The following is a 26,751-nucleotide window of genomic DNA, read 5'->3' as shown; positions in this document are numbered from 1 at the left end:
TCGGCCCTTTCGTCCGATATAATAATGCAGATATAATGCGCTAACATGAAAGGGCGAGTGAGAATGTCGATTTGGATGAAGACGAAAAGTCGAATTATGAATGAATCAAGAACAAATAAGTCCCAAAGTTATAAGGATTATGAGCAAGAGTTGACGCATCAGCGCAACAAGATTATGAGATTTATTTTACTATTTATTACATTAACGGTCATTCCATTGATTGTGTTCAGTCAGGAAATGACGGAAGCTATAACTACGCTCATTGTAGCGATTATCGCGAATGTAGTCTTTTTTGTGCTGGTACGCAAAAAAGTTGCCGTGCAATTGCTGTCTTACATAGTTGTTTTAATAATAAGTGGATTTATGTTTTTTATTAATTATTTGCAACCCAACTTATTCTCGTATTTGAGTCTCGGGATTCTTCTTGTGTTTTACCCAACGTACAAACCTGTTTTAACCTATGCGATCATCAGCTTTATTCAGGTTAATTATTTTATCCTTTATCCAGCTACTACAGAATTCGCAAACTATGAATGGGCGGATAACATTAAGTTATTCATCGCGTTTGCACTCCTGATTATCTTGTCGATCCTTTCACGGCAAATGATGATGAATGCCTATGAAGGTAGGCTTAACTCCGAGTTGGCCAAAAAGAATGTTGAAGAACTTCTGGATCAAATGAAATCATCGATCACCGAAATGGCAACCTTCAACCGTCAACTGCAGAAGAATGTTATGGTTACTGGTGATATTACAGGTGAATTGACCATTGGGTTTACTGAAATGACTAAAGGTATTGAGAGTCAGACGGTCAGTGTCAGCGATATTTCTATGGCGCTCGGCGATGCTAATACTGCGATTCAACTGGTTGCCGATAATTCGGTAGTCATGCGGGAATTATCCAATACTACTGCCGAGTCAGCGGAACGCGGAAATGAGCAGATTGGGGAACTGTCACGCAGCATCACTGATATAAGCTCTGTAATGGATGATATTACAGCAGCGATGCAGGAGCTGAACGAACAGAATCATAATATTGGTACGATTGTAACAACCATTCAGTCTATCGCTTCCGAGACCAATCTACTTGCCCTGAATGCGGCGATTGAAGCTGCACGGGCTGGCGAGCAAGGACGTGGCTTTGCGGTGGTCTCCACACAGGTCAGAAAGCTTGCCGAGAACTCTCATCAGTCTGCTGAAGAGATCTCTGGTCGTTTGGACGGACTTAGAGTTAAGGTGGAGCAGTTGTCCTCTCAATTGGAGCGAGGCAAATCGATGATCGAAACCAGCGAATCGACGGTCAAGCATTCTGAACGTGTATTCCGCGAATTGTCTGAAATTGCGACTCAGGTTATGAAGCAGGCGGAAGAAGTGGAAGAGAAATCGATTGAGGTTCGCAATTCATCCGAGGTTATTGTCGCTGAGGTGGATTCCATTTCTGCAATAACTGAGCAATCCAGTGCGGCATCTGAAGAGATTCTGGCCAGTGTCGAAGAGCAGAAGATGATGGTTGATGAAGTTGTATCCGGCTTCGAGCGCTTGGATCAACTGATCGGTGATCTGGAGAAGCTGTCGGAGAATAAAGCAACAGAATAATTAGTTAGGCAAAAGCGTTCGTGCCATACACTCGGTGAGTGAGAGGTACGAACGCTTTTTTTATTATATAAGCCGAACAAAAGAAATTAATAAAAAGCGAAGATGAACGAACGGGAGGCTTTTGGAACTGTTGGCATAAAGGGCTCGCCTGAAAGCTTTCTATAAGAAAACTAGCACCGGAACATAGACTGTCGACAGATTACAACCACCGGAAGAGATATATTCCCTACGCCGATTACCGACAGATTTCAACCACCGGAAGAGGTATATTCCCTACACCGACTGTTGACAGCTTTCAGCCACTAGGGACGCATTCCCCTTCACCAGTCGTCTTCCAAGTGGAAAAGAGGGGCTCCCCCCCCAACTAACTGCAATTTTGTACCTTAATTTTCTTCAATATAGGAAAATGAGGGGGAATAAGGGCATTACTGTATCTTATTTTTCGAAAAAACATGCTGAAAGGGGTATACTGGAAAATTTAAGGTACAATATTGCACTTAATCTCCATTTAGCCTTAGCTGCAGAGGAATTAAGGTACGAAAATGCCCTTAATTACACTTCGACTTCATTCCTTTCTATATAAACTCTCTTTTTCTTGGTTATGTTTTGGTTATGTTTGTTATTTAAAATCCGTTCTATATAGATACTGTATTTTTTTGGTATAATCACAGTATTATTTATTCATTTATCTGGAGGGTTAAACCTATGAGTAGAGATACGGCATTGTTAATTATTGATGTTCAGGAGGCGATGTTTTCGTACCCGGGACAAGAGCTGTATGACGGACCGCGCGTTATGGACCGGATCATCTCCTTGCTAGGCAAAGCGCGACAGTCAGGCACACCGGTGGTTTATATCCAGCATACAGAAGATGAAGAATTCACAAGGGATTCTCCGACTTGGCAAATTAGCGCCCGTATTAAGCCCCAAGATGGAGAGCGGATTATAGAGAAGCCAACCTGGGATGCTTTTCACCGTACAATTTTGCATGAAACGCTACAGCAGATGGGGATCACTCGATTGATTATTGTCGGCATGCAGACCCAATTTTGTGTAGACACCACAACCAGACGTGCTTATAGCTTGGGCTATGAGAGTGTGCTTGTCCAAGATGCCCACAGTACATTTGATACAGAACAATTGAGCGGGAAAGATGTCGTCAGTCACCATAATGACATTTTGGGAGGGAGATTTGCAGAATTGAAGCTGGAGAGTGAGGTTGAGTTTTAACATGAATAGTATAAAGGCATCGATGAAGCCAATCCGCCGCTCCAGGCTGAGATTATTTGTAGGGAAGCGGTATTTTATCTGGAAGAGATATTGGTTATGGTATACCCGGCGAGGCAAGCTTGCTGTACATCGTTCTGGTGACCGACTGCCTTATACAATCTTGGAGCATGCAACACCTCTGCTGCGAAGCCTTCGAAATGTAGACATGCAGTTCCAGTATAATAAAATAACGAATCTGCGTCTCGCGGTGGCAAAACTGGATGGGCTGGTGATCCGGCCGGGTGAGACTTTTTCGTACTGGAGAAGTATCGGAAAACCAAGCAAACGAAAAGGCTATGTCGAGGGAATGGTTCTGCACTATGGAGGCTTTCAGGCAGGGATCGGCGGTGGACTCTGTCAGCTATCCAATCTGATCTACTGGATGACACTGCATACGCCGCTTACGGTCAAAGAACGGCATCGTCACAGCTATGATGTCTTTCCGGATGAACAGCGGACACAACCTTTTGGCAGCGGTGCAACTTGTTCTTATAATTATTTGGACCTGCAGCTTACCAATAATACGGATAGTACCTTTCAGTTAATTCTGTGGCTAGATGATACACACCTCCGGGGAGAATGGAGATGTACGGAGAAGCCGCTTTACACGTATGAGGTGTATGAAAAGGAACATGTGATCAGCCTGGAGCCTTGGGGTGGATATATACGCAGTAACCAGATCAATCGCCGGGTGATGACCCGCAGCGGTGAAATTGCCGGTGATGAGCATATTACCGACAATCATGCGCTTATGATGTATTCACCCTTACTGCATGAAACCACCTCGTCATCATGAAAATTTATGAAAAAGGGCTGTATTTTTTCGTGTTTTGCGATACATTAACATATGGAACTTTACAGTAACGGAAAGGATACTCTCACAATATGACTACCAAGAAGCCACCGATTCCTATTCCGTTGTTAATGCTGATCGGAATCATGGCCATATCTTTTTCATCCATCTTCATTAAATGGTCTGATGCGCCGGCTTCGGTGCAAGGGATGTACCGCTTGCTATTCACCTCGCTGTTGATGCTGCCTTTTGCTCGCCCGCATAGTGGTGCTGTTCATAAGCTCCGTACAACCGACTGGGTGCTGCTTATTTTCTCCGGTATAATGCTGGCACTGCATTTTTTGCTCTGGATGGGGTCGTTGTCGTATACTTCTGTAGCGAGCTCAACGATGATTATGGCATTAGAGCCGGTATTCATCATGCTGGGTGCTTACGTGCTTTATAAGGAAAGGACAGCAGCTTCCGCTATGCTGGGTGTAGCCATTGCCATCGGCGGAGTGTGCTTCATCGGCTGGGGTGACATTGGGGTTTCTGCTGATAACCTGAAGGGGGATTTACTTTCTGTCGGGGGGACTGCTGCAGTCGCTGTACATATGTTGATCAGTCAGAAGCTTGTAGCCCAAATGCCCTCCTATTTGTACAGCCTGATTGTTTTCAGCGTAGCAGCGGTTGTATTTGCGCTCTATAATCTGGTGATGGGCATTCCTTTCTTCGATTATCCGCCGAAGGAGTGGGGAATCTTCTTGCTGCTCGCCGTGGTTCCCACGGTGTTCGGACATCTCCTCTTTAACTGGATGATGCAATATCTCTCCGCAACCACGGTATCGATGAGCATTTTGGCTGAACCGGTTGTAGCCAGTATTCTGGCTTACCTGCTGCTGAGTGAAAATTTGAGTAATCTACAGTGGGCGGGGGGACTGCTCGTAATGATCGGTATGGCAGTTTATTTATGGGCTGAACGAAAGAAAGTAGACTCAGTGCCACCTGCACTGGAGAATGCGTCTTAATAGTAGCTTTTTTTAACATTAGACAAAAGGAGTCACAACTTAATGAATAACCAGCATCAAGAACCGGAACCGGCTGCAGGCGTGCAGGCTGGATCGGTCAGCGAAGAATCCTGGAATGAGGACACCTACGCCGCCTGGACAAGCCGGTTCGGAACCCCGGCGGAAGCAGCAGCCAAACTGGCGAAAGATCCGTTAGTCAAGCTGTTCCCGATCTCATCATACTTTGGCGAGATTAGCGGGAAGAAAATAATAAATCTTATGGGTTCCAACGGTATGAAGGCAGTTGCGCTCGCTTTGCTTGGTGCAGAGGTGACGGTGGCCGACTTCTCCGAAGCTAATGCCCGTTATGCCAAGGATCTCGCTTCGGCGGCCGAAGTACAGTTAACCTATCACGTGTCGGATGTACTGAATCTTCCGGCGGAAGTCGCAGAGTCTTCTTATGATATCGTGTTTGCTGAACAGGGGATCGTCCATTACTTCACAGACCTGGCGCCTTTTATGGATACAGCCTATCGTCTGCTTTCACCGGGTGGGCGGTTCGTACTGCGTGATTTTCATCCAATAACTACGAAGCTAATCTCATCCAAAGGGTCTACGGCAAAGGTCCGCAAGCATAAGGTGAGCGGCGATTACTTTGACACAGGGCTGGAGGAGAAAATCGTATCGTACTCCAAATACCTGCCTGCCTCAGCGGGCGGAATGGGCGAGAAGAAGAGTGTGGTGCACTGGCGTCGCTGGACACTTGGTGAAATCGTCACGGCAGCAGCTGCCAGCGGACTCGTCATCACCATGCTGGTGGAGGAGCCTAATTTATCTTCGGATGTGTATGATAAAGGAATTCCGAAGACTTTTACACTGGTTGCGGAAAAAGCAGGGCAGGCATAAACCTGCTCCTATATAAATGAAGAAAGGGTCTGGTACATGGCTTTCCATGTGCCGGACCCTTTTTTGTATTATTGCGCCACCCTCTGTGCAAAATAGTCCAGAACCGCTTCTTCCAGCGGAGTTAGCAGGTGATCCTTGCGCCAAGCGATGAAAAAACCGCCTTTTTCTGGCTGAATGCCCGGCAGGGGAGCGTAACGCAAGCGGTCCTGTGCGACCTCTCTTTGAATTCCCTTTTTGGAATAGATCGCGACACCACCTGCTTCGCTGACCAGACTTTTGATAAGCTCCGGTGAATCTAGTACGGTACGATTCCACAGACGGACGCTATTGAGCTGTGCCCACTTGTCGGCGATCCCGCGCAAAGCGGAACCGGCAGCATGTTGTACCCAAGGTTCGCGTACGGCTAGTTCTGCGGTCAGCTCAGGACTTTCTTCGAAGGGATGACCTGGCGCAAATATCAACACAGGCTCGTCTTGTTCGATCCGCTGAAAATGAAAGGTATCATCATTACATTCGCTGGTGTGCAGCAGCGCCAATGGAGTTTCGCGAACCCGCAGCCGCTCTCTCAGCTCCCGGTCTGCATGCACAGACATGGATAACTCTATACCGGGAAAGTCCAGCATGAGCTGTGACATCGCCTTAGGAAGCACATAGCTGCCAGGAATATAGCTGGATTCCAGCTTTAGTTGTCCTTGCGAGGGGGAGGAGAACTGTTTGACACTGCGCTCGGCGTCCGCCGCGAGGGCTACGATTTTTACAGCGTATTGATACAAGGTACGACCTGCTTCTGTCAGCAGCACTCGACCACTACGATATTGAAACAATGGAGTACCGAGTTCGGTTTCGAGATTCTTCATATGGAAGGAAACAGTCGGCTGTTTGACCCCAAGTTCGGCTGCAACTTCTGTAACCTTTTTGTATTTTTCAATTAACACTACGATGTGGAGTTTCATAATATTCATGATGTTCCCCCGGGAAAATGTTGTTAAAAACGGTGAATATTAAGCAGTTGTTTCTTTATTATAGATTATATCTATGTTGCTATACAAATTATGTTGTTATTTTTATCTTTCATTTTACACAACGAGGACCTTTCTCTAACGAACGAGCCCTAGAATAGGAAGAGTCAAAGGCGACACAATGCTGCCAAGGCAATACAACATGACGTCAGCTTTCACTGCATTTTGTGGTGATCAAGCGTGTGGGAGCAACTGCTCCACAACAACTTTAGGGGGAGACAAACAATAATGCAATTTAGAAAATCTTGGATCATGACACTGGCTTTAACTAGCGTACTGGCACTTTCGGCTTGCGGAGCAAATAATGCAACAACCAATAATGGTGGAGGTAACACTTCAGCAACAAACGCACCAACAGAAACAAGCGGTACCGAATTAAAAGGTTCGGTTCTGGCATCGGGTTCGACAGCATTGCAGCCGCTCGTTGAGCAAGTTGCAGAGAAATTCATGGAGAGCAACAAAGGCGTAGACATTCAAGTTCAAGGCGGCGGTAGCGGTACTGGCTTGACTCAAGTTGCTGAAAAGCAAGTAGATATCGGTAACTCTGATGTATTCGCAGAAGAGAAGCTGAAAGACGCTGACGCTGATAAAGCAGCAGCACTCGTTGACCACCAAGTAGCCGTAGTTGCGATTGCAGCAGTTACAAACAAAGAAGTTGGTGTTAAAGATTTGACCAAACAACAATTGGTTGACATCTTCACTGGCAAAGTAAAGAACTGGAAAGAAGTTGGCGGTAAAGACGAGAAGATCCAAATCATCAACCGTCCAGGCAGCTCCGGAACACGTGCGACTTTCGAGAGTTTCGCATTGGGAACGAAGACTGAAGACCTTCAAGGATCTATTCAAGAAGATTCCTCCGGTACAGTTAAGAAGCTAGTTAGCGAAACACCAGGTGCTATCGGATACCTTGCACTGTCCTACCTTGATGACTCTTTGACAACACTCAGCTATGACGGTGTAGAACCTTCTGTAGACAACGTTATTGCTGGTAAATACCCAGTATGGGCTTACGAGCACATGTACACAAATGGTGAGCCAAACGAAACGGTTAAAGCCTTCCTTGATTACTTCTTGACTGACGAAGTGCAAAGCGGCGATGTAGTAGAGCTTGGATACATCCCGGCTTCCAAAATGCAGGTTGCTCGTGATGTCAAAGGTAATGTAACGACTAAATAAACATCACGATCAAGCATTCTTCAGTAGAAATTCAATGTGATTAGAGGCGGAATATCCTTCTGCCTCTCTTTTCACTTTAGAAAGAGGGAGCATTTCAAGGTGAAAGCAAACAAATCTCGTATTGAAAAGCATCATATAGAAGATTTCATCGGACGCACTTATATGTCCTTTTGCGTAACGCTATTAATTGTCATCATTGTATCAATGGTGTATTTTGTGGCGTCCAAAGGCCTGTCCACCTTTATTAGCGGGACAACAAGCGTATCTGAGTTCTTCTTTGGTACTAAATGGTCGCCGGACGGGGATACACCATCCTTCGGTGCACTTCCGTTTATTTCCGGGTCTTTCCTAGTTACTTTGCTCGCAGCACTGATTGCTAGCCCGCTCAGTATCTGTGCAGCATTGTTTATGACCGAAATCGTTCCAGGTTGGGGAAAAAAGCTGCTTCAGCCGGTTATTGAGCTGTTGTCCGGTATTCCTTCCGTGGTATACGGCTTTGTGGGCTTAAGTGTGATTGTGCCCCTGCTTCGCAATATCTTTCCGGGCCAGGGCATCGGGGTGGCTGCAGGCGCACTTGTCTTATCGGTTATGATTCTACCGACAATTACGAGCGTGGCTGCAGATGCATTGTCTTCTTTACCGCAAAATTTGAAGGAATCTTCGTTTGCGCTTGGAGCTACCCGGTGGCAGACGATTTCTCGCGTCATCATTCCTACAACCCTGCCGGCGATTATGACAGGTGTAGTACTGGGGATGGCCCGCGCCTTTGGCGAGGCTCTTGCTGTACAAATGGTTATAGGTAACGCACCGTTCGTTCCACGCTCGCTGTTCGAATCGGCTTCTACCCTGACGAGTGTTATTACACTGGGAATGGGCAATACCACTATGGGCTCACCGCACAATAATGCGCTATGGAGCATGGCACTGGTTCTTATGCTGATGACATTTGTATTCGTCTTCCTCGTAAGACTGCTTGAAAGGAGAAATAAAATTTGAAGCCGAGAACCGCTGACAAAATCGCTACCACGCTTATTGTGTTTTTCGCTCTACTTATTGTAGGCATCCTGGTTGGCCTATTGGGCTACATACTGATGCGCGGAATCAGTCACATCAGTTGGGATTTCCTGACCTCTGCACCTCAGAAGATCCGGGCAGGCGGAGGAGTAGGGCCACAGCTGTTTAACTCCATATTCTTGCTATTCCTAACCCTTCTGATCACAGTACCGCTGGGTCTTGGTGCCGGAATTTTCATGGCGGAGTATGCACGTCCCGGCAAGCTTACCGCATTTATCCGCTTGATCGTGGAAGTTCTGTCTTCATTCCCGTCGATCGTAGTGGGTTTGTTCGGGCTCTTGCTGATCGTGAACTATTTCAACCTCGGATTCTCTCTAATATCTGGCGCGCTGGCCTTGACGGTATTCAACCTGCCGCTAATGGTGCGAATTACGGAGCAGGCCTTCCGAACGGTTCCGAAGCAGCAGAAAGAAGCAGGGTTTGCGCTTGGATTGTCCAAATGGAAAATTGTAACCTCAGTCCTGTTCCCTGTAGCTTTGCCAACAATCATTACAGGAACGATCCTGTCGGCAGGCCGGGTGTTCGGGGAAGCTGCAGCACTGATGTTCACCGCAGGAATGAGCAGTCCTCGTCTTGATTTCGGGAACTGGAATCCACTCAGCCCGTCCTCACCGCTGAATCCGTTCCGGCCCGCAGAGACGCTTGCAGTGCACATCTGGAAAATAAATAGTGAAGGCTTGGCTCCCGATGCGGTTCAAATCGCTGCCGGGGCTTCGGCTGTGCTGGTTATTACTGTATTGATCTTTAACCTGGCCGCGCGTTACTTCGGCCGCTTTATTTACCGTAAACTCACAGCTTCTAAGCGTATGAACTAGCAGGTATACCAATTAGATCAGAGAATAGTAGGAGGAGTAAGCGATGGGAGCAACAGCAACCGCAAGCAAAAATTCTTTTCAGACCGAACAATTGAGTATTTTCTATGGGACTTATGAAGCCGTTAAAGGGATCAGCCTGCCTTTTCCGGAAAACACGGTAACTGCACTCATCGGTCCTTCGGGTTGCGGTAAATCCACCTTTCTTCGTTCGCTCAACCGGATGAATGACGAGATTTCGGGTTCCACATCCAAAGGCAGCATCTGGATTGACGGCGTAGATATCAACGCTCCAGGTACAGATGTAATCAAGCTGCGGCAAAAAATCGGGATGGTGTGGCAGAAGCCAAATCCATTCTACAAATCCATCTATGACAACATTGCCTTCGGACCAAAGTATCATGGAATCAAAGGTAAACAAGCATTGGATGAGATTGTGGAGAGCAGTCTCCGTCGTGCTGCACTGTGGGATGAAGTAAAAGATCGTCTGAAGGATTCAGCCCTGGCACTATCGGGTGGTCAACAGCAGCGTCTCTGTATCGCACGGGCATTGTCTGTAAATCCACAAATCCTGCTGCTGGATGAACCAGCTTCTGCATTGGACCCGGTATCTACAGGTAAGGTTGAGGAATTGATCAAAGAGTTGAGAGAGGATCTGCGGATTGTTATCGTTACACACAACATGCAGCAGGCTGCACGTATTTCGGATTACACCGCTTACTTCTACCTAGGTTCTTTGGTGGAACATGATAAGACGGAGAAAGTCTTCTCCAACCCTGAGAATCAAATGACACAGGAATACATTATGGGCCGTTTTGGCTGATTATTATGAAGTGGAAAACACTGCTCTTCCCGAGCGGTGTTTTTTTGTTATGCCGCTAGGGGAGAGGGTTATGAAGCAAGGTTATTTGCAAAGTAAGCAAGGATCATGTATGATTAATTGATAATCATTCTCAATAATATTTTGACCAGGAGGAACTATTTATGACGGAATCACAATCGACATCTGCAAATAGCATTGCTGCCATAATCAAGGAACGCCGCTCGATTAAACAATTCAAATCCGACCCACTTCCGGAAGGGCTGCTCGAAGAACTACTGAATGTTGCAGTATGGGCTCCAAACCATGGACTGCGTGAACCATGGCGTTTCATCGCGTTTAAGGGAGAAGGGGCGAAGTTTCTCGGCGATGCAGCTTTTTCTTTGATCAAGCGTGGGGCGGCTGATCCTGACTTTGCGGCTAAACGTAAAGAATACCTCTCCAACATTCCGTTAACCATTATTGTTGTTATGCCAGAAGATCCGCGCCAGCGGGAATGGGATGATGATTATGGTGCAGTCTCTGCCTTAGTACAGAACTTCCAGCTGGCAGCGTGGGAGAAGGGCGTGGGCACGATCTGGAAGACGGACCCTTACATCTACGCACCTGAATTCCGGAACAAACTTGGTGTGAAGCCAGGCGAGAAGATCGTAGCAATGGTCCACGCCGGTTACCCGGAAGTCGTGCCAGCCAGCCGTCCACGGACTGAGGCAGCAGAGCTGCTGCAGGTGGTTGACAGCTATCCGGAGAGTGGAAGCCTGGAGTAGAAGAAAGTCGTGCCAGCCAGCCGTCCACGGACTGAGGCAGTAGAGCTGCTGCAGATGGCTGACAGCTATCCGGAGAGTGGAAGCCTGGAGTAGAATTGTGGTAAAAGAATTAATTGTCAGAGTCCACGTTCGAAACTTTGGAGGTTCCCGTTATTCGGATGCCTATAGAGTGAAGTAGAGCGAACGGAGAAGTTTGGAACTGTAGGCGCAAAGCGTTCGGCTGGAAGCTTTCCATACGACAGCTAGCACCTGGAACATAGAGTGTCGACAGATTTTAACCACGAGAAACGGGATGCTCCCTTTCACCAGTCGTCTTAATATTGGAAAAGAAGGGCTCCTCCCCAACTAACGGCATTTTTGTACCTTATTTTTCTTTGATATAGGCAAATGAGGGAAATAAGGGCATTATTGTATCTTAATTTTCGAAAAAGCACGCCGAACGGGCTATTCTGGAAGATTTAAGGTGCAAAATTGCACTTAATCTCCAATAACCGTTAGCTGCAGAGGATTTAAGGTACGAAAATGCCGTTAATTTTAGTTCGATCCTTTTTAAACAAGCGCTCTCTTTTCTTGGCTATGTTTGATTTGTATTGCGTTCTGTATTGCGTTCTATATTCATTGTATTGCGTTCTGTATTGCGTTCTATATTCATTGTATTGATTGATCAGTTCAACGTTAACCCCCTGAAAACAGACAGGGGGTTCTTTATTTTCTATTTTGCCTAGGCCATATGAATGTGGGAGTTCTAGTTGACTATCAATTTAAAGTTTTCTAACGTTTCTAGTTTTTGTTTATTACAAATTCTTGAGGGTTTAGGCGAATGTATGCGCTAATTTGTTGTAGACTCCCTTGAGACAACGTCAGGAAGCGCTCAAATAAAAGAGTAACAGTGTCTAAAAGTTCATGATCTTGATCCAAGTCTTTAAAAGTGGCGTCACTCCATTGAACACCTAATCTGCGATTTCTTGCTTCAAGAACCTCTTTGGTTTCGTCAAGCAGGGAGATCATGGAAGTATCGCTGAAGAAATGTAGGCCCTCTGTCACACTAGACCAATACCCCGGTGTATCTAGCAAAATGGATATCCAAGCATAATACTCACTGACCGAGTTTTTAGCATGATCGTACAATACCCTAAACATACACAAGGCCTGTTGTCCCTTGGTGAGTTGAGATATCACTTGTGTTTTTACGGACATCTCTTTTCCGCGAATTTGTTGAAAGGTTGGTTCCATGCATATCCACCCGAGTCGTTCATCATTCAATGAATCGAAATCATGTTGTTTCACTGCTACTAATGTCATTTAATCGCTCCTTTTTTGACTATCATGAGTGTCCATTATAAGGGTAAAAAAATTACTGAGGTTTTACTATCGCTACAGCCGACTCAATCACTTGCTCTAAAAGTATCTCTAGCTGTTCTTTCATCGTAAGCTCCAAAGCCCCTTGTGCGAAGAGATCCTGCTGCAGCTTGTCTAAATAATTCATCCCTTGTGAAACAGCGCCCCAGAACTGCATAGCCATGAGGCTGGCATTCCCCTGACGAATTGTTTTTTGGATGATGCCCTGCTCAACGGCATGGGTTATCGGCTGTAGGAAGCTTTTCATCCATTCGAACGGAGAGAACGGTTCATCTGTATAGAAATAGTGCACATCCATGCTGACTCGCATGTAAAAGCGGGACACCTCAGGTTCCTCCAGTACTTGCTTACAGACCATCCGCGCATACTGACTGAACAGTTCAAGTGATGAGCCGTCTTGCTCAAAATGGGACTTTGTAAAACGTTGCGTCTTGTCCATCATGTACTCGTAGAGCTCACGAAACAAGTTTTGTTTGCTTTTGAAATAGTGGTAAACCAGTCCTCGCGCCAGACCCGCCCGTTCCGCTACTTCACCGATCTCAGCAGCCACATAACCTTTTTCCGCATAAACATGAATGGCTGCCTGCAAAATCTCTTGTGACCGCTGTTTACGAATCTCTTCATTTTGTTCTTTCGTGCGAGGTGACATGTTGTGTATCCCTCATTTTCGTTGACATTCATGACAATCAAAAATATAAAAGATATTCAAAATATTGTCAATGATAATCATCAGAAGACGTCCAACGCAGCTCAACGAAGCTCAACGTAGCTCAACGTAGCTCAACGTAGCTCAACGTAACTCAACGTAGCTCAACAAAGCTCAACGAAGCCCACGATGCCCAACGCAGCTGACGATGTCGATTAGCTTGCGGGAAGCGAAGCGGCAAATCTTTGCCGTTTTCCAGGGATTTATGTTTGTTCTTGAAAAACTAATCATATTAGTTTATATTATAACTAATGATATTAGTTTTAGGGAGGAATGCACATGAGAGTATTACAAGAGGGACATTTGCTACAATTGACCTGGATGCCATCCTTTTTTCCGGTGAATTGCTATTTGATCGAAGAAGAAGACGGATTGACACTGATTGATGCAGCAATGCCGTTTAGTGCTAAAGGGATCATTGGTACAGCGGAGAAGCTGGGGAAGAAGATCAACCGCATTATATTGACCCATGCTCATGATGACCATGTCGGCGCGCTGGATGAGGTAGCGAAACATTATACAGATGCTAAGGTATACATCTCGGAGCGGGATGCTGCCTTACTCCGAGGAGACCGCTCACTCCGGGCTGATGAGCCGCAGACCCCGATCAAGGGAAGTGTGCCCAAGAAGATCACCACCAAACCTGATGTTCTGCTGCGGGAAGGGGATATCATTGGCTCGCTACAAGCAATCAGCACACCAGGTCATACCCCGGGTTCAATGTCTTTCATCGATCAGCGTAGCGGTGCTGTTATCGTCGGTGATGCGGTACAGATGTTCAGGGGGTTTGTCGTAGCAGGAACAATAGTGCCACTGTTTCCGTTCCCGGCGCTGGCCACCTGGCATAAGGAGATAGCACTTTCGAGTGCCCGCAAGCTGTTACAGCTCAAGCCCACTCTCATTGCTGCTGGGCATGGTAACTGGCTGAAAGATCCGGCCAGTGGGCTTCAGCAGGCAATTCATCGGGCAGAAAAGTCACTAAGAAAGGGGTAAGCGTATGTCTCCAAGAGCAGGATTGGATGTCGATATTCTCGTGCGGGCAGCAGCAGAGATTGCCGATGAGGAGGGCATTGAAGAGGTAACGCTGGCACGGCTGGCAGCCAGACTGGGTGTTAGGTCGCCTTCACTGTATAATCATATCCATGGATTACAGGGTCTACGGACCCAATTGGCCATCTATGGACTGGGGGAGCTATATACGGCGGTTGCCTCTGCAGCTGAGGGGGTAAGCGGTGACGATGCGATTCAGGCGATGGGCCGCGCCTATGTTGAGTTTGCAAGAAGCCGTCCGGGGCTGTATAAAACGACGCTGTCCTCACCGGATCCGAATAACGCCGAGCTTGTAACGGCTAGCGAGCGTATTTTATCCCTGATTATTAATCTGTTGCAGGGTTATAATTTGGGTAAGGAAGGCGAGATACATGCCGTGCGTGGTCTTCGCAGCATCCTTCATGGCTTTGCTTCCATTGAGCAGGAGGGCGGCTTTGGGATGCCGCTGGATTCTAGCGTCAGTCTGTCCCGCCTCATTACTGCGTTCATCACTGGGATCGGACAGATGGACATTCCAGGTAAGCATGAAGCTAGATAACGAGCCCCTATCAGACACGTACATGTAAAAGGAGCATATGAAATGGAAAACGCCGAGGATCATTCCATGATTACAACATTTGAAGATGCGACAGATTTGCTGAAAAAGGTGGGGATCCTGCCTTTGGCTTTCTTGATCCCCGAGCATCCTTCCTTGAATGGTGTTACTAAGACCGAGAACTGGCATAGCGACACTGAGCTTGACCCCTGGAAGTGGCGGGTGAAATTTCCGGGCGAAGGATTGGCAGGCTATGGGAAGTTCATCAAGAAGAAAGCCGTGTTGGTCTCTCGCGAGTGGTTCCCCGCTTATGTGGCTGCCGCCGGCAGCGGTTTGCCGCTGGAAGAACGTTATAACAATGGACTATCCAGTAGAGAGGCGCTGAAGCTGCTCCAGATTATACGGGAGCAGCAGGGGATCGAGACACGCAAGCTGCGGGCTGATGCGGGAATGAAGGCTAAGGAGAACAAGACCTCTTTTGATAACGCAGTTACCGAGCTTCAAGGATCTCTGGACATTGTGATTTCGGGAGTAAAGGAACGAGTGAACGCAGAAGGGGAGAAGAATGGCTGGAACAGCACCTCGTATGAAACAGTTGCTCATTGGATGGAGGAGAACGGAATTGCTCCTTTTAAAGGCAATCGGGAAGAGGCTATCCAGTGGCTACATTCCAGAATGGCGGAGGCCTGGACACCGGCGGCAATAGCCTGGATGAACAAAACAATGTCTTGGTGAAAAGCACCTTAGGACTCACCGTATACGTAAAAAACGGCTAGTAACGCTCCATTTCGGAAACATTATTAGCCGTAAGCGCTTTCTATAGAAAAACTTAAAGACTGCTTCATTACAGCATAGGGCCCAGATAAGCTGCAAGGAAATACAGTAATCCGAACAACAACATGACATAAGCTGTGTACTTGATGGCATTGGAGGCAGTGATACGTGGATCGACAGATTCTTGAACCAGGGCCTGTTCTTGTTCCTTCGCTTCGAAGTCTTCAGACAGCGGGTCTCTCATCATGATAATCTCCTCCTTGGATGTTGAAGCCTTAACTGTATTGTGACATATCTGTGAACTAATTTCAACAAATATGTGTCTATAATTTGAACAAATATTAAAAATTAAGTTATTTATGGGCTTTTAACCGAAAAAAGTTCTTGACACTGGGTGGTTCGCCATCATTTGGGAGGGCCTTACCGCACACGCAAGGCCAACCTTTGCCCCTAAGAATGAACCCATTGATTATCTGAAATTTACATCATAAGGGTGAAAAAGCACAATAAAAAGCCAGCCGGACACAAATTTGTGTCTGACTGGCTTTTATTATCCTGCGCAAAAAGCGATCTGTGCAAAAAGCGATTATGCCCAGTTGCCGTTACGGAAAATCGGCTCGGCATTGCCGTCATCCGTAATTCCGTCAATATTCATTTCCGGAGAACCCATCATGAAATCGACGTGGGTTAGACTTTGATTCATACCTCTAGCAGACAGTTCTTCCTTCGTCATCTTGATTCCATCTTGTAAGGTAAAGGCATAAGCTGCGCCCAAAGCCAGATGGCAGGAAGCATTCTCGTCATAGAGGGTCGTGTAATACAGAATACCGCTCTCTGAGATCGGGGAATGGAATGGTACAAGTGCCACTTCACCGAGGTAGGAGGCACCTTCATCCATTGCTAATAGCGCAGCAAGCGTTTCTTGGCCTTTTTCGGCCGTGAAATCAATGACCTTGCCATTCTCAAGTGTCAGTGTAAAGTTATCGATAATATTGCCGCCGTAGCTGAGAGGTTTCGTGCTGCTCACTGTACCGTTAACACCAGTCTTCAAAGGAGCGGTGAACACTTCTTCAGTAGGAATATTGGCCAGGAACGGCACTCCGCGTCCATTCACTGCGCCAGCCTGACACCAGATATGCCCTTCCGGCAGTTCGATGGTTAGATCTGTTCCCGGTGCAGTGTAGTGCAGCTTGCGGTACTTGCGATCATTAAGGAATGTACAACGATCTTTCAAACCGTCCAGATGCAGGGTCCATGCTTCAACCGGATTCTCCTGATCGGCACGCACTGCTTTGAAGAAGGCTTCCCATAATAAGTCGACTTGCTGATCCGCAGGCGCTTCAGGGAACACCTTCGCCGCCCAAGAAGGGGATGGGAAGGCCACTATGCTCCAGCTTGCAAAATTGTTCATCAGCATTTCACGGTACGCCGCCATCGCCTGCCCGCTCGTCCGCTGGTTGTTGGCAATACGCTCAGAATCTACTCCAGCCAGCAAGTCCGGGTCTACAGAGATGATATTCAGGAATGCTGCGCCGTTCTTGGCGAGATCCTCCAGCTCATCGGCCTGCCATTTTGGAGGCACAAGGAAGGATTCCGATGGTGCCAGATCATAACGGGTACGAGTAACTACCTCGTCGCTGTAATTGACCTTTACCAACTGGGCTCCAGCTTCATAAGCGTTGCGTACGACGAGGCGCACCAATTCTGCCGAGGTGATATCGGCATTAACGACCAGCGTTTGTCCCGGCTGGATATTCACCCCGATTTTTACAGCTAGCAGTGCGTAATTCTCCAGCTTTTGTTTGAAACTCAACATGACATCCTGTCCCCTTATCCTTTAAATTCTTTTAAAAAGCCCAGTTACCTTTAAGGAATACAGGTTCCCGAGTGCCGTCTTCAGATATTCCATAAATGTCCATCTCGCCAGAGCCGATCATGAAGTCGACATGCGTAACACTGGAGTTCAGTCCGTGAGCAATTTGTTGTTCTTCGTCCATCTCTTTGCCGCCTTCCAGACAGAAGGCATAAGCCATGCCGATCGCCAAGTGGTTAGAGGCATTCTCGTCAAACAAAGTATTGTAGTAGAGGATATTGGATTCAGAAATTGGAGAGTGATGGGGAACCAATGCCACTTCTCCGAGATATTTGGCGCCTTCATCCATGCTGATTAGATGTTCAAGGGAGTCTTGACCCTTCTCCGCGCTTACGCTAACAATCTTGCCGTTCTCAAAAGTCAGAGAGAAGTTGTCAATAATGTTGCCTCCATGGCTAAGAGGTTTCGTACTGCTAACGACTCCGTTCACACCAGTCTTAAGTGGAGCTGTAAAGACCTCTTCGGTAGGCAGATTGGCGACGAAGCTGTGACCTTTCGCGTTGATGCTGTCACCCTGAGCCCACAGATGACCTTTTGGAAGCTCGATGGTCAGGTCGGTACCAGGTGCTATGTAATGCAGTTTCTTATATTTTTTGGCATTTAGCACATTTGCTTTGTTCTCCAGATTGTTCAGATGCTCATGCCAAGCGGCAATTGGATTTTCCTGGTCAATACGTACTGTATGGAAAATAGCTTCCCACAGCTGTGCTACGCGTTCTTCTGCTGGCAGCTCTGGGAACACTTTGTCTGCCCATGGCTGGGAAGGAACGGCAATAACGTTCCAGCTAATCTTATCCGACATCTGGTAAGCACGGTATTTGGCCAGTGCAGCACCGCGTGTTTTCTGGAAATTAGCAATACGTTCCGGATCAATGCCTTTCAGCGCGTCCGGGTTCTCGGAGATGACTGCCATCACGGCTGCGCCGTTCTCAGCAAACTCGGTCATTTCACCGGCATACCAGGTTGGAGCCTTCGTAAAGGTCTCAGGTGCAGCATGCTCAAAAGTCTGACGGGTAATGCTCTCATCACTCCAGTTAACCTTGACCAGGCTTGCACCTACGCCATAAGCCTTTTCGGCCACGAGACGGACGAATTCCGCTGCGGTGATGGGAGCGTTAATAACCAAGGCCTGCCCTGGTTGAATGTTGACACCAATCTTGACTGCAAGCTCGGCATATTTGTTAAGCTTTGTTTGAAAATCGCTCATGTAGATTTCCTCCATTTACCTTTAATCTAATGCTTTACAAGGGTTGTCTTAAATTATTAACCGCCGGATGAAAAAAGTCAATTATGCCAAGCGAAGGCGGGATTTGCTTTCATTTCAATGTTATACTGGTGTAGTGAAGCAACAATCATTGGAAAGGGTGTTTATTAGGATGACAGCTGAGATTGTAAGCGCGGAAATGCGCCGCAGCGAGGATGGAAGTTTTGTAGGGAGAACGGTGTTTACATTGGAGAACCATACTTCTTCGTATGAGATTACGTTTTATAGTAAGAAGGGGAGCGAGTGGGATTACAGCCTCAGCTTTGCCGGAGAGCCGGGAAGTGAAGAGCAATTCCTTCAGACGGATACCTTGCTGGAAGAGAACGATGAAATCTTCAATCAGCTGTTAGATGCAGCTATCGAAGTTCAGGAAGTATAGGAAGAGTAAAGTCATAACTTGGATGCAGGCGCAGTTATCTATTCTATTTGCGCCGCATCCGCAAGTTAGCACTTATATTTTTTAACCAATAGTAATGTTGCCTTCAGGATAACGGTACAATTCTTTACTCTTCTTCGGCTTCAAGGCGTAGGCGAGTGTGAGTGGTCCGATCCGTCCAACGAACATCAGGATAATGATGAGCATTTTGCCGATCGTGGTTAACTCAGGGGTAAGACCCATCGTGATGCCAGAAGTGCCAAACGCCGATACCGCCTCAAACAGGACAGCTAAGAAGCTCGCTTGCTCTGTCACGGACAGCAGCATCGTTGCCATAACCACAAGCATCAGGGATAGCAGGGTCATGGTAATCGCACGGTAGACATTGTCTTTGGAGATACGGTGGCGGAACATAATGATATCCTCTCTTCCCCGCAAGCGGGCATATACGGCACTGGCTAGGATCGCAAATGTCGTAATCTTGATCCCACCGCCTGTTGATCCCGGAGCCGCACCGATAAACATCAGGAGAATCAGCAGAAAATGCGTGGACTCCCGCAGCAGCGGAATATCGATGGTAGTCACCCCGCCTGAACGTGGTGTTATGGCTTGAAGAAATGAGGCCATCACCTTCCCGCCCGCATGAAGTGGCTTCAGGGTATGGTTCAGTTCCAGCCCGAAAAAGATCACTGCCCCAAGCCCAATTAACACAGCAGAAGTGGTCAATACAACCTTGGAGTGCAGCGTAAGGCGTCTGCGCTTGCGGAAGTCTATCACATCAGCCATGACGATAAATCCAATCCCGCCCAGGAAAATGAGCAGCATCGAGATAATATTGACTATAGGATCTTCTACATACCTGGTCAGCCCACTGAACGGACCGTGGATATCCCCGAAGAGATCAAAGCCTGCATTGTTAAAGATCGAAATGCTATGGAAGATCCCGTAATATACAGCTTTTCCTATTGGCATATCCAGCATAAACCGAGCAGCCAGCAGAACAGCACCAGACAGTTGAATCACGAGTGAGTAGAGAAGGACTCTGCGGATGAGAAGCACAATGCCCTGCATGGAGTTCTGATTCATGGATTCTTGCAGCAACAGTCGTTCCTTCAGGGAAATGCGCTTATTCAGCACCAGCGTAATCAGAGTTGCCATGGTAACGAATCCCAATCCACCGAATTGAAACAGCACCAGTAGAACAATCTGTCCGAATGTGGTCAGTTGTGTTCCTGTATCGATTACAGCAAGTCCTGTTACACAGGTAGCAGAAGTAGCCATGAACAGGGCATCGATGAAGTGAATTCTTCCTGTTGTTGATGAAGCTGGCAAGCAGAGCAGGGTAGTCCCAACTGCGATCAGCAGCAGGAAGCCGAGTGATAATATTTTGGGTGGTGTAAGTTTAGGACTGCCTAAGTTTAGATTGGCCAATGTAATTCTCCTGACGATTCATAATGGAAAGTTGCTGACCAGATTATAACACAACTCTGCAGAGCTTCACTAAGCGCAGGAGGAAAAAGGTGTATTCTAACGAATTGTAAATATATAGGTAATACCCATTCGTCATTTTCAAGGAGGAGTAAAAATGATGATTACACTTAGAGTGCTACATCCCGGCGATGCCGAAGAACTGCTAAACCTGCAACACCGTCTGGATGAGGAATCTTCATTTATGCTGCTTGAGCCAGACGAACGAAGGACCACGGTAGAACAGCTGATGGACATGCTCACGAGTGTGGCGTCTTCAGATACCTCGGTGCTGATCGGGGCTGAAGCAGAGGGTAATTTGGTTGGCTATCTATCCGTGCGAGGAGGGAATGTCCGGCGGAACAGGCATAGTGCCTATATTGTCATCGGTATTCTCCGGCAGTATCAGGGCCTCGGCATTGGGGGCGGATTATTCCGGGAAGTGGACTCTTGGGCTGTGGAGAACGGGATTGTCCGACTGGAGCTGACTGTAATGACCCATAATGACAAAGCGGTGGCGTTGTATCAAAAGAGCGGTTATTCCATTGAGGGAACCAAGCTGAAATCGCTTAAAGTGGACGGGCAATGGGTGGATGAATATTATATGAGCAAGCTTTTAATAAATGTGTGAATTAATAATAACAATTAATTGGAAAAGGGTTGAGCAGAAGAATGATCTGCCCAACCCTTTTTATATCATCAATAGTTAATTACATAAATTATAATGACTCTTGTTCCTCAGACGATGGTGTCTCAATGATGATCTCCACCTTACGAATCCGGTGTTTGTTCATCTCCCGTACAATCAGGGTCGCATGTTCTAATGCCACACTTTTACCAACAGCGGGATCGTTCAAGTGACTGTAGAGCCAGCCTCCAATGGTAGTTACTTCTTCATAACCGAAGTCGATACCCGTAATCTCTTTTACTTCCAGGAGAGAGACCTTACCGTCGAACAGATAGTCATTGTCAGACAGCTTTTCCACATTCTTGCGTTCGTCACCGTCGAATTCATCGCGAATCTCCCCGACAATCTCCTCAAGAATATCCTCGATCGTGATAAGTCCGGAAGTACCGCCGTATTCATCAAGCAGAAGCGCAATATGCACACGTTCGACCTGCATACGAGTCAGAAGCGTCTTGACCGGAGTGACTTCGGACACAGTCAGCACTGGCTGAATGAGACCCTTAAAGTCAAAGTCAGGATTATTATCATACTGTAAGAAAAGCTGCTTCGTATTGATCATACCGATAATATTATCCTTATTGCCTTCCGCCACAGGAAAACGGGTATACTGTTCCTTACGGATAATATCCAAATTCTCCAGCAGAGAATGATTGGTGAACAAGCACACCATATCTGTCCGGGGAACCATGATCTCACGGGCTAACATTTCGTCAAAAGCGAAGATCCGGTTAACATAACCGTATTCTGCTTTGTTGATCTTGCCACTTTCGTAGCTCTCCGAGAGGATAAGACGAATCTCTTCCTCCGAATGGGCGTCGCCATGTTCGCTGGCCGGCTTCATACCGAACAAACGGACCAAAAGATTAGCGGAACCGTTCATGAGCCAAATCAACGGGTACAAAATTCTGTAGAACCAAATAATCAGTGGGGCTGTAATTTGTGCAATTTTCTCCGGAACATTAATAGCAGCAGTCTTTGGCGCAAGTTCGCCGACAACGACGTGCAGGAATGTCGCCACCAAGAAGGCGAGTGCAAAGGCAAGCGGTTTACTCACACTCTCACTGAGACCGAGCCAGTGGAATATTGGGAACAGCAGATGCTCAAAAGCAGGTTCTGCGAGTGCCCCGATACCCAGTGCGGTGATTGTAATCCCGAGCTGACAGGCGGACAAATATCCGTCAAGATTGGCAGCGACCTTTTGTACGGCGAGAGCATTCTTGCGTCCCTCAATCACCATTTGGCTGATCTGGCTGCCTCTCAGTCTTACCATTGCAAATTCCGTTGCTACAAAAAAAGCGGTGAAAATAATCAAAATAGCCACCAACGTCAAACTAAGTCCTATACCCATATAATCTTTACCATCCCTTTCGTTCCTTAAATAGGTTATACTCATATTATGAGTTCTTATGAACCAATTTTACGAACTTTTCGCTGAAATATCAAATGTAAGTGATTTACATTATTTCTGAAGGGAAACAAGGAGGGATACTGACATGGAGTCATTCACATTGACCCGTATCGAAATGTCCTGTCTTCTGCTCTCGCTCACCGGTGTTTCATCGCAGAAACCGCTGAATATCCTGCAGGAAGCCTGGACTAAATTTCATCATGATGAGGTCCGGACCGGCACGACGCTGCCGGCCTTTTTGTCTACCGACATTCCGCCTATCCTGCATAAGATCATCAAAGGAGGGGCCGTTAAGGGCTTATCTCTTGGTGAGATCGCAGCACTGGGTCATCTGGTTGAGTATTCGAACCTTTCGGTTACAGCGATGCAGAACTGGGTGAAGCGCGACTTCAAGGAATATTTGGGTTCTCCACAAGCAGGGAAGAAGTATTCATTTAACCAGGCAGCGCTGCTGTTTATGATAGATGATTTGAAGTCGGCACTTGATTTTGAGAGTATTCGTCAGCTTTTTCAGCTGCTATTTCTGAAGCCGGAGCGCGATGATGATGATCTCATTGAGCCTGCGCAGATGTACTCTTCCTATGCCGGTCTTTTTGAAGAGATCAAGAGTAACCCTGTACTGCATACCCAAAGAATCGGTGGACGCGACCTGCATAAGAATACCTGGAAGGACAGCTCGCTCGCCAGAGCAACAGAAGGCATCCTGACCCGGTTGAATCATCTAAGCAAGGCCCAGCGGGAAATGGTGCAGAATGCGCTGCTGGTAGCCGCTATTTCTGTACAGACCTGTTACTTCCAATCGCTGGCCAAACAGTATTTTAATGCGGTGTTATTCCTTGATTTTTGAACACTTCGATTCTAAAATGTGTATGAGCAATAATCAGGGTAAGATTTAACAGTCGAGAGGCTTAGAAAGTGGGGACTTGAACGTGAATCAAATGACGCTGCTGCGGAATCCGAAGCAACGAAAGCTACTGTTCAGCGCGGGGCTAAGCTGGATGTTCGACGCGATGGACGTGGGGATGATTTCTTTTGTCGTTGCGGCATTGGCTAAGGAATGGAAGCTCGGGCCGGAGCAGATTGGATTATTAACTAGTATTAACTCTATTGGAATGGCTGTCGGAGCAGCGGCAGCGGGAATTTTGGCGGACCGCTTTGGACGTAAATCGGTGCTTTTGTGGACATTGTTGATTTTCTCTGCGGCGAGCGGACTGTCCGCTTTTGCCACCGGATTTACTATCCTGTGTGTTCTCCGGTTCGTTGCCGGATTTGGGCTTGGCGGGGAGCTGCCGGTAGCCTCTACTTTGGTATCGGAGAGTATGCCAGCTAAGGAGAGAGGCCGTGCCGTAGTGCTGCTGGAGAGCTTCTGGGCACTAGGCTGGATTCTTTCTGCACTGATTGCCTTCTTCGTAATTCCTGATTACGGTTGGCGTGTAGCCTTTGCAATTGGGGCCGTTCCGGCGCTCTATGCTCTTTATCTTCGCCGGGCGATTGATGACTCTCCGCGCTTTGCAGAAATCAAGAAAGCTCCGGTCTCTCTGAAGAACCGTATCGCTACAGTCTGGTCCTCGGAATATCGTCGTTCGACGATCATGCTCTGGATCTTATGGTTTACAGTCGTCTTCTCTTATTACGGTATGTTCCTGTGGCTGCCTACTGTTATGGTGCTTAAGGGCTTTAGTCTGGTCAAAAGCTTCGAGTATGTCCTGATCATGACCTTGGCTCAATTGCCTGGCTATTTCACTGCCGCTTACTTTATTGAGAAATTCGGCCGTAAGTTCGTACTGGTGATTTATCTGCTGTTTACGGCAGTCAGTGCTGCCTGGTTCGGCAATGCTACTACGGAAGGAATGTTGATGGCAGCGGGTATTTGCCTATCATTCTTTAACCTTGGCGCTTGGGGCGGCATGTATGCTTACACGCCGGAGCTGTATCCAACGTCTATTCGTTCGACAGGAGCAGGTTTAGCAACTTCCTTTGGACGGATCGGGGGGATTATCGCCCCGCTGCTGGTCGGGATGCTGGTAGCACGATCCGTGGAGATCAGCTCTATCTTTATGCTGTTCTTCGCAACCATCATCGTAGGTGCTGTTGCGGTGTTGTTGCTAGGTAAAGAAACCAAAGGAATAGAGCTGGATTAAAGCAGGATGCGCTAAGCGCATTGCAAGAAGACCTTGAGTACGCATGGAGACGGTTCTTTCACGATAGTGAACAGGGCCGTTTTTTCTAATATTAGCCAAGGCAAGAGGAGGGAGGAGATCATATGAGCAACGGAAAGAAGCCGCATTTCTCGGAATGGGTATGGGAAAGCACGGAGCAGAATATAGCTATTCCACCACGGGATGCCTCAGCGGCAGCGGCCTCTGTACCGGAACGATCTGCCGTGACGAAGCCGCAGCGCTCTGCCTCGAAGGAGAAAAAACAGAAATTGCCGGAGACTGCCGAACAACTGCAGCTTTGGGATGCAGAAACTGAGGAGCCAGTGACCACGACAGAGAGTGAATTCGTGCAGCGGGCAAGGCAACTTGCAGAGGTTAAGGGAGACGCGGCACTCTTCGTGCCGTTCAAGAGCTATTGGCCGAATTATGGTCATATGACGGGGGCACAGAGCAAATGGTATTTCTTCTGGCGCGGTGAAGTCCGTGAGGGAAGATATCCGGCTACGGATTTATCTTATGTCTTTCTGCATGTGTATGAATTGATTAATGGTGTTGGCTGGGATGATCCGCAAGATGGATATGCGCAGTTATGCCGAATATGGGAAGCGTATCGGGATAAGTTCAAGCGACTGGATCAGTATATGGGTGGCTGGATTGCTGATTTTTCCTTCGTACATAAACTGGAGATTCCACTGTCGCTGATTGTAGCCCGTTCCCGGGGACTGGCAGGAGACCTTGCCGAACTGGAACTAATGCGCTGTCTCTCTTCGGCCAGGGAACAGTTGAGCTTTGCTGTGCTTACCTTCATGTCAGACTATGACATCAGCAAGTCCAAGTTCTTCACCGGCGAAGGCCAGGAAGCTGCTGAATTATATATCCCCAAGGTTGTATCATTAATCGATGCCTATGTGATGCGCAAGCATGGACAGTCGCTGGTGGAAATGTTCCCCCCTGGGGCGCCAGTGCTAAGAGAACGCTATCTGTTCCGCAGTGCGGTATATGATATTTCACTGTACGGTTACTCCGTGCTCGTTCCGGTGGTTCGGATCAGCAAGTCTCTTCCGCTGCGTAGTCTTGTAACACGTCTGTTCCGGTTAACTGAGAACAAACTGCGTGAGCTGATGGGCTTCCGGGGCAGGTTGAAGGGTGTGAAGCTGGATGCTGACATGGAAGAGTTGGTCTCCCAGTACCTTCAGCGGGAGTTTCATAGAGCCCAGCAGGAAGAAATGGGACCCGCAGTTGTCATTGACGCAGAGAAGCTGGAACGGCTTCAGGCAGACTCTGACGTTGTGCGCACTCTGCTCACCGTCCAGGATTTGGGGTATACTGAAGAGGTAGAGGCTGTAGACTGGTCTGAGCCGGGGGTAGTAGATGCCCACAAGAAAGTTCTGGAAGGCAGCGAGAAGATTAATGACGGGTCGAAGATCGTTAAGGCGAATGTGGACGAGGGTTATGACCAGAGTGCTAAGTTACATGAATACGAGAGCAATGATCTGAGTGATAAGACCGGGAACGATCATGAAGCTTCGGTCACTGCTGGTTTTACTGCACCCGATCACATAATAAATCCTGTAAGTAAGGCTGCCCCGGAAGAGGGAACCTTGCGACTTGAAGAGACAGCCGATGATTCGGAATGGGTGTCTTTTGCTGCGGCATTAACACCTCTCCAGCGGAATGCAGCGCTGGCCTTGGCCGGTGACGATGGTTGGAACGAGGTGCAAAAGCTGGCCGCGGCGAATGGAACAATGGCTGAACTGCTAATGGACGAAATTAACGATATCGCGATGGACATGCTTGGCGATCTACTGATCGATGGAGAAGAGGTTATGGCTGAGTATGTGCCTATGCTTTCATATTTGAAGAGGTGAATCACT

26 protein-coding genes are annotated in these 26,751 nt (G+C 47.4%); 18 read left to right on the top strand and 8 right to left on the bottom strand.

Features of this window, described 5'->3' with window-relative positions:
* Positions 1-63: 63 nt before the first annotated feature.
* The 5 genes from ACFVU8_RS06725 (at position 64) to ACFVU8_RS06705 (ending at position 5,550) form a co-directional block, all read left to right on the top strand.
* Positions 64-1,596: a methyl-accepting chemotaxis protein gene (locus ACFVU8_RS06725; protein ID WP_387426425.1), complete on the top strand. Its 1,533-nt coding sequence runs from the start codon at positions 64-66 to the stop codon at positions 1,594-1,596.
* A gap of 705 nt (positions 1,597-2,301) precedes the next feature.
* On the top strand, positions 2,302-2,826 hold the full coding sequence (locus tag ACFVU8_RS06720; protein ID WP_387426423.1) for a cysteine hydrolase family protein: 525 nt from the start codon (positions 2,302-2,304) through the stop codon (positions 2,824-2,826).
* 1 nt (position 2,827) lies between these two features.
* Complete coding sequence (locus ACFVU8_RS06715) at positions 2,828-3,661, top strand: VanW family protein (RefSeq protein WP_387426421.1); 834 nt, start codon at positions 2,828-2,830, stop codon at positions 3,659-3,661.
* An 89-nt stretch (positions 3,662-3,750) separates the two neighbouring features.
* Positions 3,751-4,665, top strand: a complete 915-nt coding sequence (locus ACFVU8_RS06710) for a DMT family transporter (RefSeq protein WP_387426420.1) — start codon at positions 3,751-3,753, stop codon at positions 4,663-4,665.
* 42 nt (positions 4,666-4,707) lie between these two features.
* Entirely contained in the window at positions 4,708-5,550 is an 843-nt protein-coding gene (locus tag ACFVU8_RS06705) for a class I SAM-dependent methyltransferase (RefSeq protein ID WP_387426418.1), read from the top strand.
* 68 nt (positions 5,551-5,618) lie between these two features.
* On the opposite strand, the gene ACFVU8_RS06700 is transcribed toward ACFVU8_RS06705, so the two are convergent.
* Positions 5,619-6,512: a LysR family transcriptional regulator gene (locus tag ACFVU8_RS06700; protein ID WP_387426416.1), complete on the bottom strand. Its 894-nt coding sequence runs from the start codon at positions 6,510-6,512 to the stop codon at positions 5,619-5,621.
* 309 nt (positions 6,513-6,821) lie between these two features.
* Between ACFVU8_RS06700 and ACFVU8_RS06695 the strand changes: the two genes are divergently transcribed.
* The 5 genes from ACFVU8_RS06695 to ACFVU8_RS06675 all read left to right on the top strand — a co-directional run bounded on the left by ACFVU8_RS06695 (position 6,822) and on the right by ACFVU8_RS06675 (position 11,218).
* Positions 6,822-7,745 carry a phosphate ABC transporter substrate-binding protein gene (locus ACFVU8_RS06695; protein WP_387426414.1) on the top strand — a complete coding sequence of 308 codons (924 nt, stop codon included), beginning with the start codon at positions 6,822-6,824 and terminating at the stop codon, positions 7,743-7,745.
* A 99-nt stretch (positions 7,746-7,844) separates the two neighbouring features.
* Positions 7,845-8,741 carry a phosphate ABC transporter permease subunit PstC gene (pstC, locus tag ACFVU8_RS06690; RefSeq protein ID WP_066369576.1) on the top strand — a complete coding sequence of 299 codons (897 nt, stop codon included), beginning with the start codon at positions 7,845-7,847 and terminating at the stop codon, positions 8,739-8,741.
* Entirely contained in the window at positions 8,738-9,634 is an 897-nt protein-coding gene (pstA, locus tag ACFVU8_RS06685; RefSeq protein WP_175372620.1) for a phosphate ABC transporter permease PstA, read from the top strand. The genes pstC and pstA overlap by 4 nt, the downstream gene beginning before the upstream one ends.
* Positions 9,635-9,677: 43 nt before the next feature.
* Positions 9,678-10,454 (top strand): phosphate ABC transporter ATP-binding protein PstB, encoded by a 777-nt coding sequence (gene pstB / locus ACFVU8_RS06680; protein WP_175372621.1) that lies wholly within the window; start codon positions 9,678-9,680, stop codon positions 10,452-10,454.
* A 161-nt stretch (positions 10,455-10,615) separates the two neighbouring features.
* Positions 10,616-11,218 carry a nitroreductase family protein gene (locus ACFVU8_RS06675; RefSeq protein WP_387426413.1) on the top strand — a complete coding sequence of 201 codons (603 nt, stop codon included), beginning with the start codon at positions 10,616-10,618 and terminating at the stop codon, positions 11,216-11,218.
* Between the two features lie 780 nt (positions 11,219-11,998).
* Here ACFVU8_RS06675 and ACFVU8_RS06670 read toward each other — a convergent pair.
* A complete protein-coding gene (locus tag ACFVU8_RS06670; RefSeq protein ID WP_387426411.1) occupies positions 11,999-12,520 on the bottom strand; it encodes a hypothetical protein in 522 nt (173 codons plus the stop codon).
* A gap of 52 nt (positions 12,521-12,572) precedes the next feature.
* Positions 12,573-13,226 (bottom strand): TetR/AcrR family transcriptional regulator, encoded by a 654-nt coding sequence (locus ACFVU8_RS06665; protein WP_387426410.1) that lies wholly within the window; start codon positions 13,224-13,226, stop codon positions 12,573-12,575.
* Between the two features lie 336 nt (positions 13,227-13,562).
* On the opposite strand from ACFVU8_RS06665, the gene ACFVU8_RS06660 reads away from it, so the two are divergent.
* Genes ACFVU8_RS06660 through ACFVU8_RS06650 form a run of 3 tightly spaced genes read left to right on the top strand, consistent with a single transcriptional unit; the run spans position 13,563 to position 15,603 of the window.
* Positions 13,563-14,276: an MBL fold metallo-hydrolase gene (locus ACFVU8_RS06660; protein ID WP_387426408.1), complete on the top strand. Its 714-nt coding sequence runs from the start codon at positions 13,563-13,565 to the stop codon at positions 14,274-14,276.
* 4 nt (positions 14,277-14,280) lie between these two features.
* Positions 14,281-14,871 carry a TetR/AcrR family transcriptional regulator gene (locus tag ACFVU8_RS06655; protein ID WP_387426406.1) on the top strand — a complete coding sequence of 197 codons (591 nt, stop codon included), beginning with the start codon at positions 14,281-14,283 and terminating at the stop codon, positions 14,869-14,871.
* 42 nt (positions 14,872-14,913) lie between these two features.
* Entirely contained in the window at positions 14,914-15,603 is a 690-nt protein-coding gene (locus tag ACFVU8_RS06650) for an AlkZ-related protein (protein WP_387426405.1), read from the top strand.
* 109 nt (positions 15,604-15,712) lie between these two features.
* On the opposite strand, the gene ACFVU8_RS06645 is transcribed toward ACFVU8_RS06650, so the two are convergent.
* From ACFVU8_RS06645 to ACFVU8_RS06635, 3 genes are all read right to left on the bottom strand, one after another.
* Complete coding sequence (locus tag ACFVU8_RS06645; RefSeq protein WP_175406410.1) at positions 15,713-15,889, bottom strand: hypothetical protein; 177 nt, start codon at positions 15,887-15,889, stop codon at positions 15,713-15,715.
* 339 nt (positions 15,890-16,228) lie between these two features.
* A complete protein-coding gene (locus ACFVU8_RS06640) occupies positions 16,229-17,458 on the bottom strand; it encodes an aminopeptidase (protein WP_379465971.1) in 1,230 nt (409 codons plus the stop codon).
* A gap of 31 nt (positions 17,459-17,489) precedes the next feature.
* Entirely contained in the window at positions 17,490-18,722 is a 1,233-nt protein-coding gene (locus ACFVU8_RS06635) for an aminopeptidase (protein WP_387426403.1), read from the bottom strand.
* Positions 18,723-18,891: 169 nt separating this feature from the next.
* Between ACFVU8_RS06635 and ACFVU8_RS06630 the strand changes: the two genes are divergently transcribed.
* Positions 18,892-19,158 (top strand): hypothetical protein, encoded by a 267-nt coding sequence (locus ACFVU8_RS06630; RefSeq protein WP_175372632.1) that lies wholly within the window; start codon positions 18,892-18,894, stop codon positions 19,156-19,158.
* An 81-nt stretch (positions 19,159-19,239) separates the two neighbouring features.
* Here the strand turns inward: ACFVU8_RS06630 and ACFVU8_RS06625 are convergent, their stop codons facing one another.
* Entirely contained in the window at positions 19,240-20,586 is a 1,347-nt protein-coding gene (locus ACFVU8_RS06625) for a TrkH family potassium uptake protein (protein WP_379465969.1), read from the bottom strand.
* A gap of 154 nt (positions 20,587-20,740) precedes the next feature.
* Here ACFVU8_RS06625 and ACFVU8_RS06620 point away from each other — a divergent pair, with 154 nt between their 5' ends.
* Positions 20,741-21,253, top strand: coding sequence for a GNAT family N-acetyltransferase (locus tag ACFVU8_RS06620; protein ID WP_379465968.1), 513 nt, complete (start codon positions 20,741-20,743; stop codon positions 21,251-21,253).
* Positions 21,254-21,341: 88 nt separating this feature from the next.
* On the opposite strand, the gene ACFVU8_RS06615 is transcribed toward ACFVU8_RS06620, so the two are convergent.
* Positions 21,342-22,658, bottom strand: coding sequence for a hemolysin family protein (locus ACFVU8_RS06615; protein ID WP_379465967.1), 1,317 nt, complete (start codon positions 22,656-22,658; stop codon positions 21,342-21,344).
* A gap of 145 nt (positions 22,659-22,803) precedes the next feature.
* On the opposite strand from ACFVU8_RS06615, the gene ACFVU8_RS06610 reads away from it, so the two are divergent.
* The 3 genes from ACFVU8_RS06610 to ACFVU8_RS06600 all read left to right on the top strand — a co-directional run bounded on the left by ACFVU8_RS06610 (position 22,804) and on the right by ACFVU8_RS06600 (position 26,745).
* Positions 22,804-23,565 (top strand): DUF1836 domain-containing protein, encoded by a 762-nt coding sequence (locus ACFVU8_RS06610; RefSeq protein WP_379465966.1) that lies wholly within the window; start codon positions 22,804-22,806, stop codon positions 23,563-23,565.
* Between the two features lie 91 nt (positions 23,566-23,656).
* Entirely contained in the window at positions 23,657-24,859 is a 1,203-nt protein-coding gene (locus ACFVU8_RS06605; RefSeq protein ID WP_379466372.1) for an MFS transporter, read from the top strand.
* 122 nt (positions 24,860-24,981) lie between these two features.
* Positions 24,982-26,745 (top strand): TerB N-terminal domain-containing protein, encoded by a 1,764-nt coding sequence (locus ACFVU8_RS06600; protein ID WP_387426402.1) that lies wholly within the window; start codon positions 24,982-24,984, stop codon positions 26,743-26,745.
* Positions 26,746-26,751: the final 6 nt, after the last annotated feature.

Source organism: Paenibacillus sp. NPDC058177, from assembly GCF_042883835.1.
GTDB lineage: Bacteria > Bacillota > Bacilli > Paenibacillales > Paenibacillaceae > Paenibacillus_AQ > Paenibacillus_AQ agri.
This window is presented reverse-complemented; position numbering and strand designations above follow the sequence as displayed.

Excerpts from the sequence above, each read along its gene's own strand:
- ACFVU8_RS06610 (WP_379465966.1), top strand. The coding sequence starts at position 22,804 with ATGGAGTCATTCACATTGACCCGTATCGAAATGTCCTGTCTTCTGCTC.
- ACFVU8_RS06640 (WP_379465971.1), bottom strand. The coding sequence starts at position 17,458 with ATGTTGAGTTTCAAACAAAAGCTGGAGAATTACGCACTGCTAGCTGTA.
- ACFVU8_RS06695 (WP_387426414.1), top strand. The coding sequence starts at position 6,822 with ATGACACTGGCTTTAACTAGCGTACTGGCACTTTCGGCTTGCGGAGCA.
- ACFVU8_RS06725 (WP_387426425.1), top strand. The coding sequence starts at position 64 with ATGTCGATTTGGATGAAGACGAAAAGTCGAATTATGAATGAATCAAGA.
- ACFVU8_RS06715 (WP_387426421.1), top strand. The coding sequence starts at position 2,828 with ATGAATAGTATAAAGGCATCGATGAAGCCAATCCGCCGCTCCAGGCTG.
- ACFVU8_RS06655 (WP_387426406.1), top strand. The coding sequence starts at position 14,281 with ATGTCTCCAAGAGCAGGATTGGATGTCGATATTCTCGTGCGGGCAGCA.
- ACFVU8_RS06670 (WP_387426411.1), bottom strand. The coding sequence starts at position 12,520 with ATGACATTAGTAGCAGTGAAACAACATGATTTCGATTCATTGAATGAT.
- ACFVU8_RS06620 (WP_379465968.1), top strand. The coding sequence starts at position 20,741 with ATGATGATTACACTTAGAGTGCTACATCCCGGCGATGCCGAAGAACTG.
- ACFVU8_RS06650 (WP_387426405.1), top strand. The coding sequence starts at position 14,914 with ATGGAAAACGCCGAGGATCATTCCATGATTACAACATTTGAAGATGCG.
- ACFVU8_RS06720 (WP_387426423.1), top strand. The coding sequence starts at position 2,302 with ATGAGTAGAGATACGGCATTGTTAATTATTGATGTTCAGGAGGCGATG.
- ACFVU8_RS06705 (WP_387426418.1), top strand. The coding sequence starts at position 4,708 with ATGAATAACCAGCATCAAGAACCGGAACCGGCTGCAGGCGTGCAGGCT.
- ACFVU8_RS06600 (WP_387426402.1), top strand. The coding sequence starts at position 24,982 with ATGAGCAACGGAAAGAAGCCGCATTTCTCGGAATGGGTATGGGAAAGC.
- ACFVU8_RS06675 (WP_387426413.1), top strand. The coding sequence starts at position 10,616 with ATGACGGAATCACAATCGACATCTGCAAATAGCATTGCTGCCATAATC.
- ACFVU8_RS06645 (WP_175406410.1), bottom strand. The coding sequence starts at position 15,889 with ATGATGAGAGACCCGCTGTCTGAAGACTTCGAAGCGAAGGAACAAGAA.
- ACFVU8_RS06615 (WP_379465967.1), bottom strand. The coding sequence starts at position 22,658 with ATGGGTATAGGACTTAGTTTGACGTTGGTGGCTATTTTGATTATTTTC.
- ACFVU8_RS06630 (WP_175372632.1), top strand. The coding sequence starts at position 18,892 with ATGACAGCTGAGATTGTAAGCGCGGAAATGCGCCGCAGCGAGGATGGA.
- pstB (WP_175372621.1), top strand. The coding sequence starts at position 9,678 with ATGGGAGCAACAGCAACCGCAAGCAAAAATTCTTTTCAGACCGAACAA.
- ACFVU8_RS06700 (WP_387426416.1), bottom strand. The coding sequence starts at position 6,512 with ATGAATATTATGAAACTCCACATCGTAGTGTTAATTGAAAAATACAAA.
- ACFVU8_RS06710 (WP_387426420.1), top strand. The coding sequence starts at position 3,751 with ATGACTACCAAGAAGCCACCGATTCCTATTCCGTTGTTAATGCTGATC.
- ACFVU8_RS06635 (WP_387426403.1), bottom strand. The coding sequence starts at position 18,722 with ATGAGCGATTTTCAAACAAAGCTTAACAAATATGCCGAGCTTGCAGTC.
- ACFVU8_RS06660 (WP_387426408.1), top strand. The coding sequence starts at position 13,563 with ATGAGAGTATTACAAGAGGGACATTTGCTACAATTGACCTGGATGCCA.
- ACFVU8_RS06605 (WP_379466372.1), top strand. The coding sequence starts at position 23,657 with ATGACGCTGCTGCGGAATCCGAAGCAACGAAAGCTACTGTTCAGCGCG.
- ACFVU8_RS06665 (WP_387426410.1), bottom strand. The coding sequence starts at position 13,226 with ATGTCACCTCGCACGAAAGAACAAAATGAAGAGATTCGTAAACAGCGG.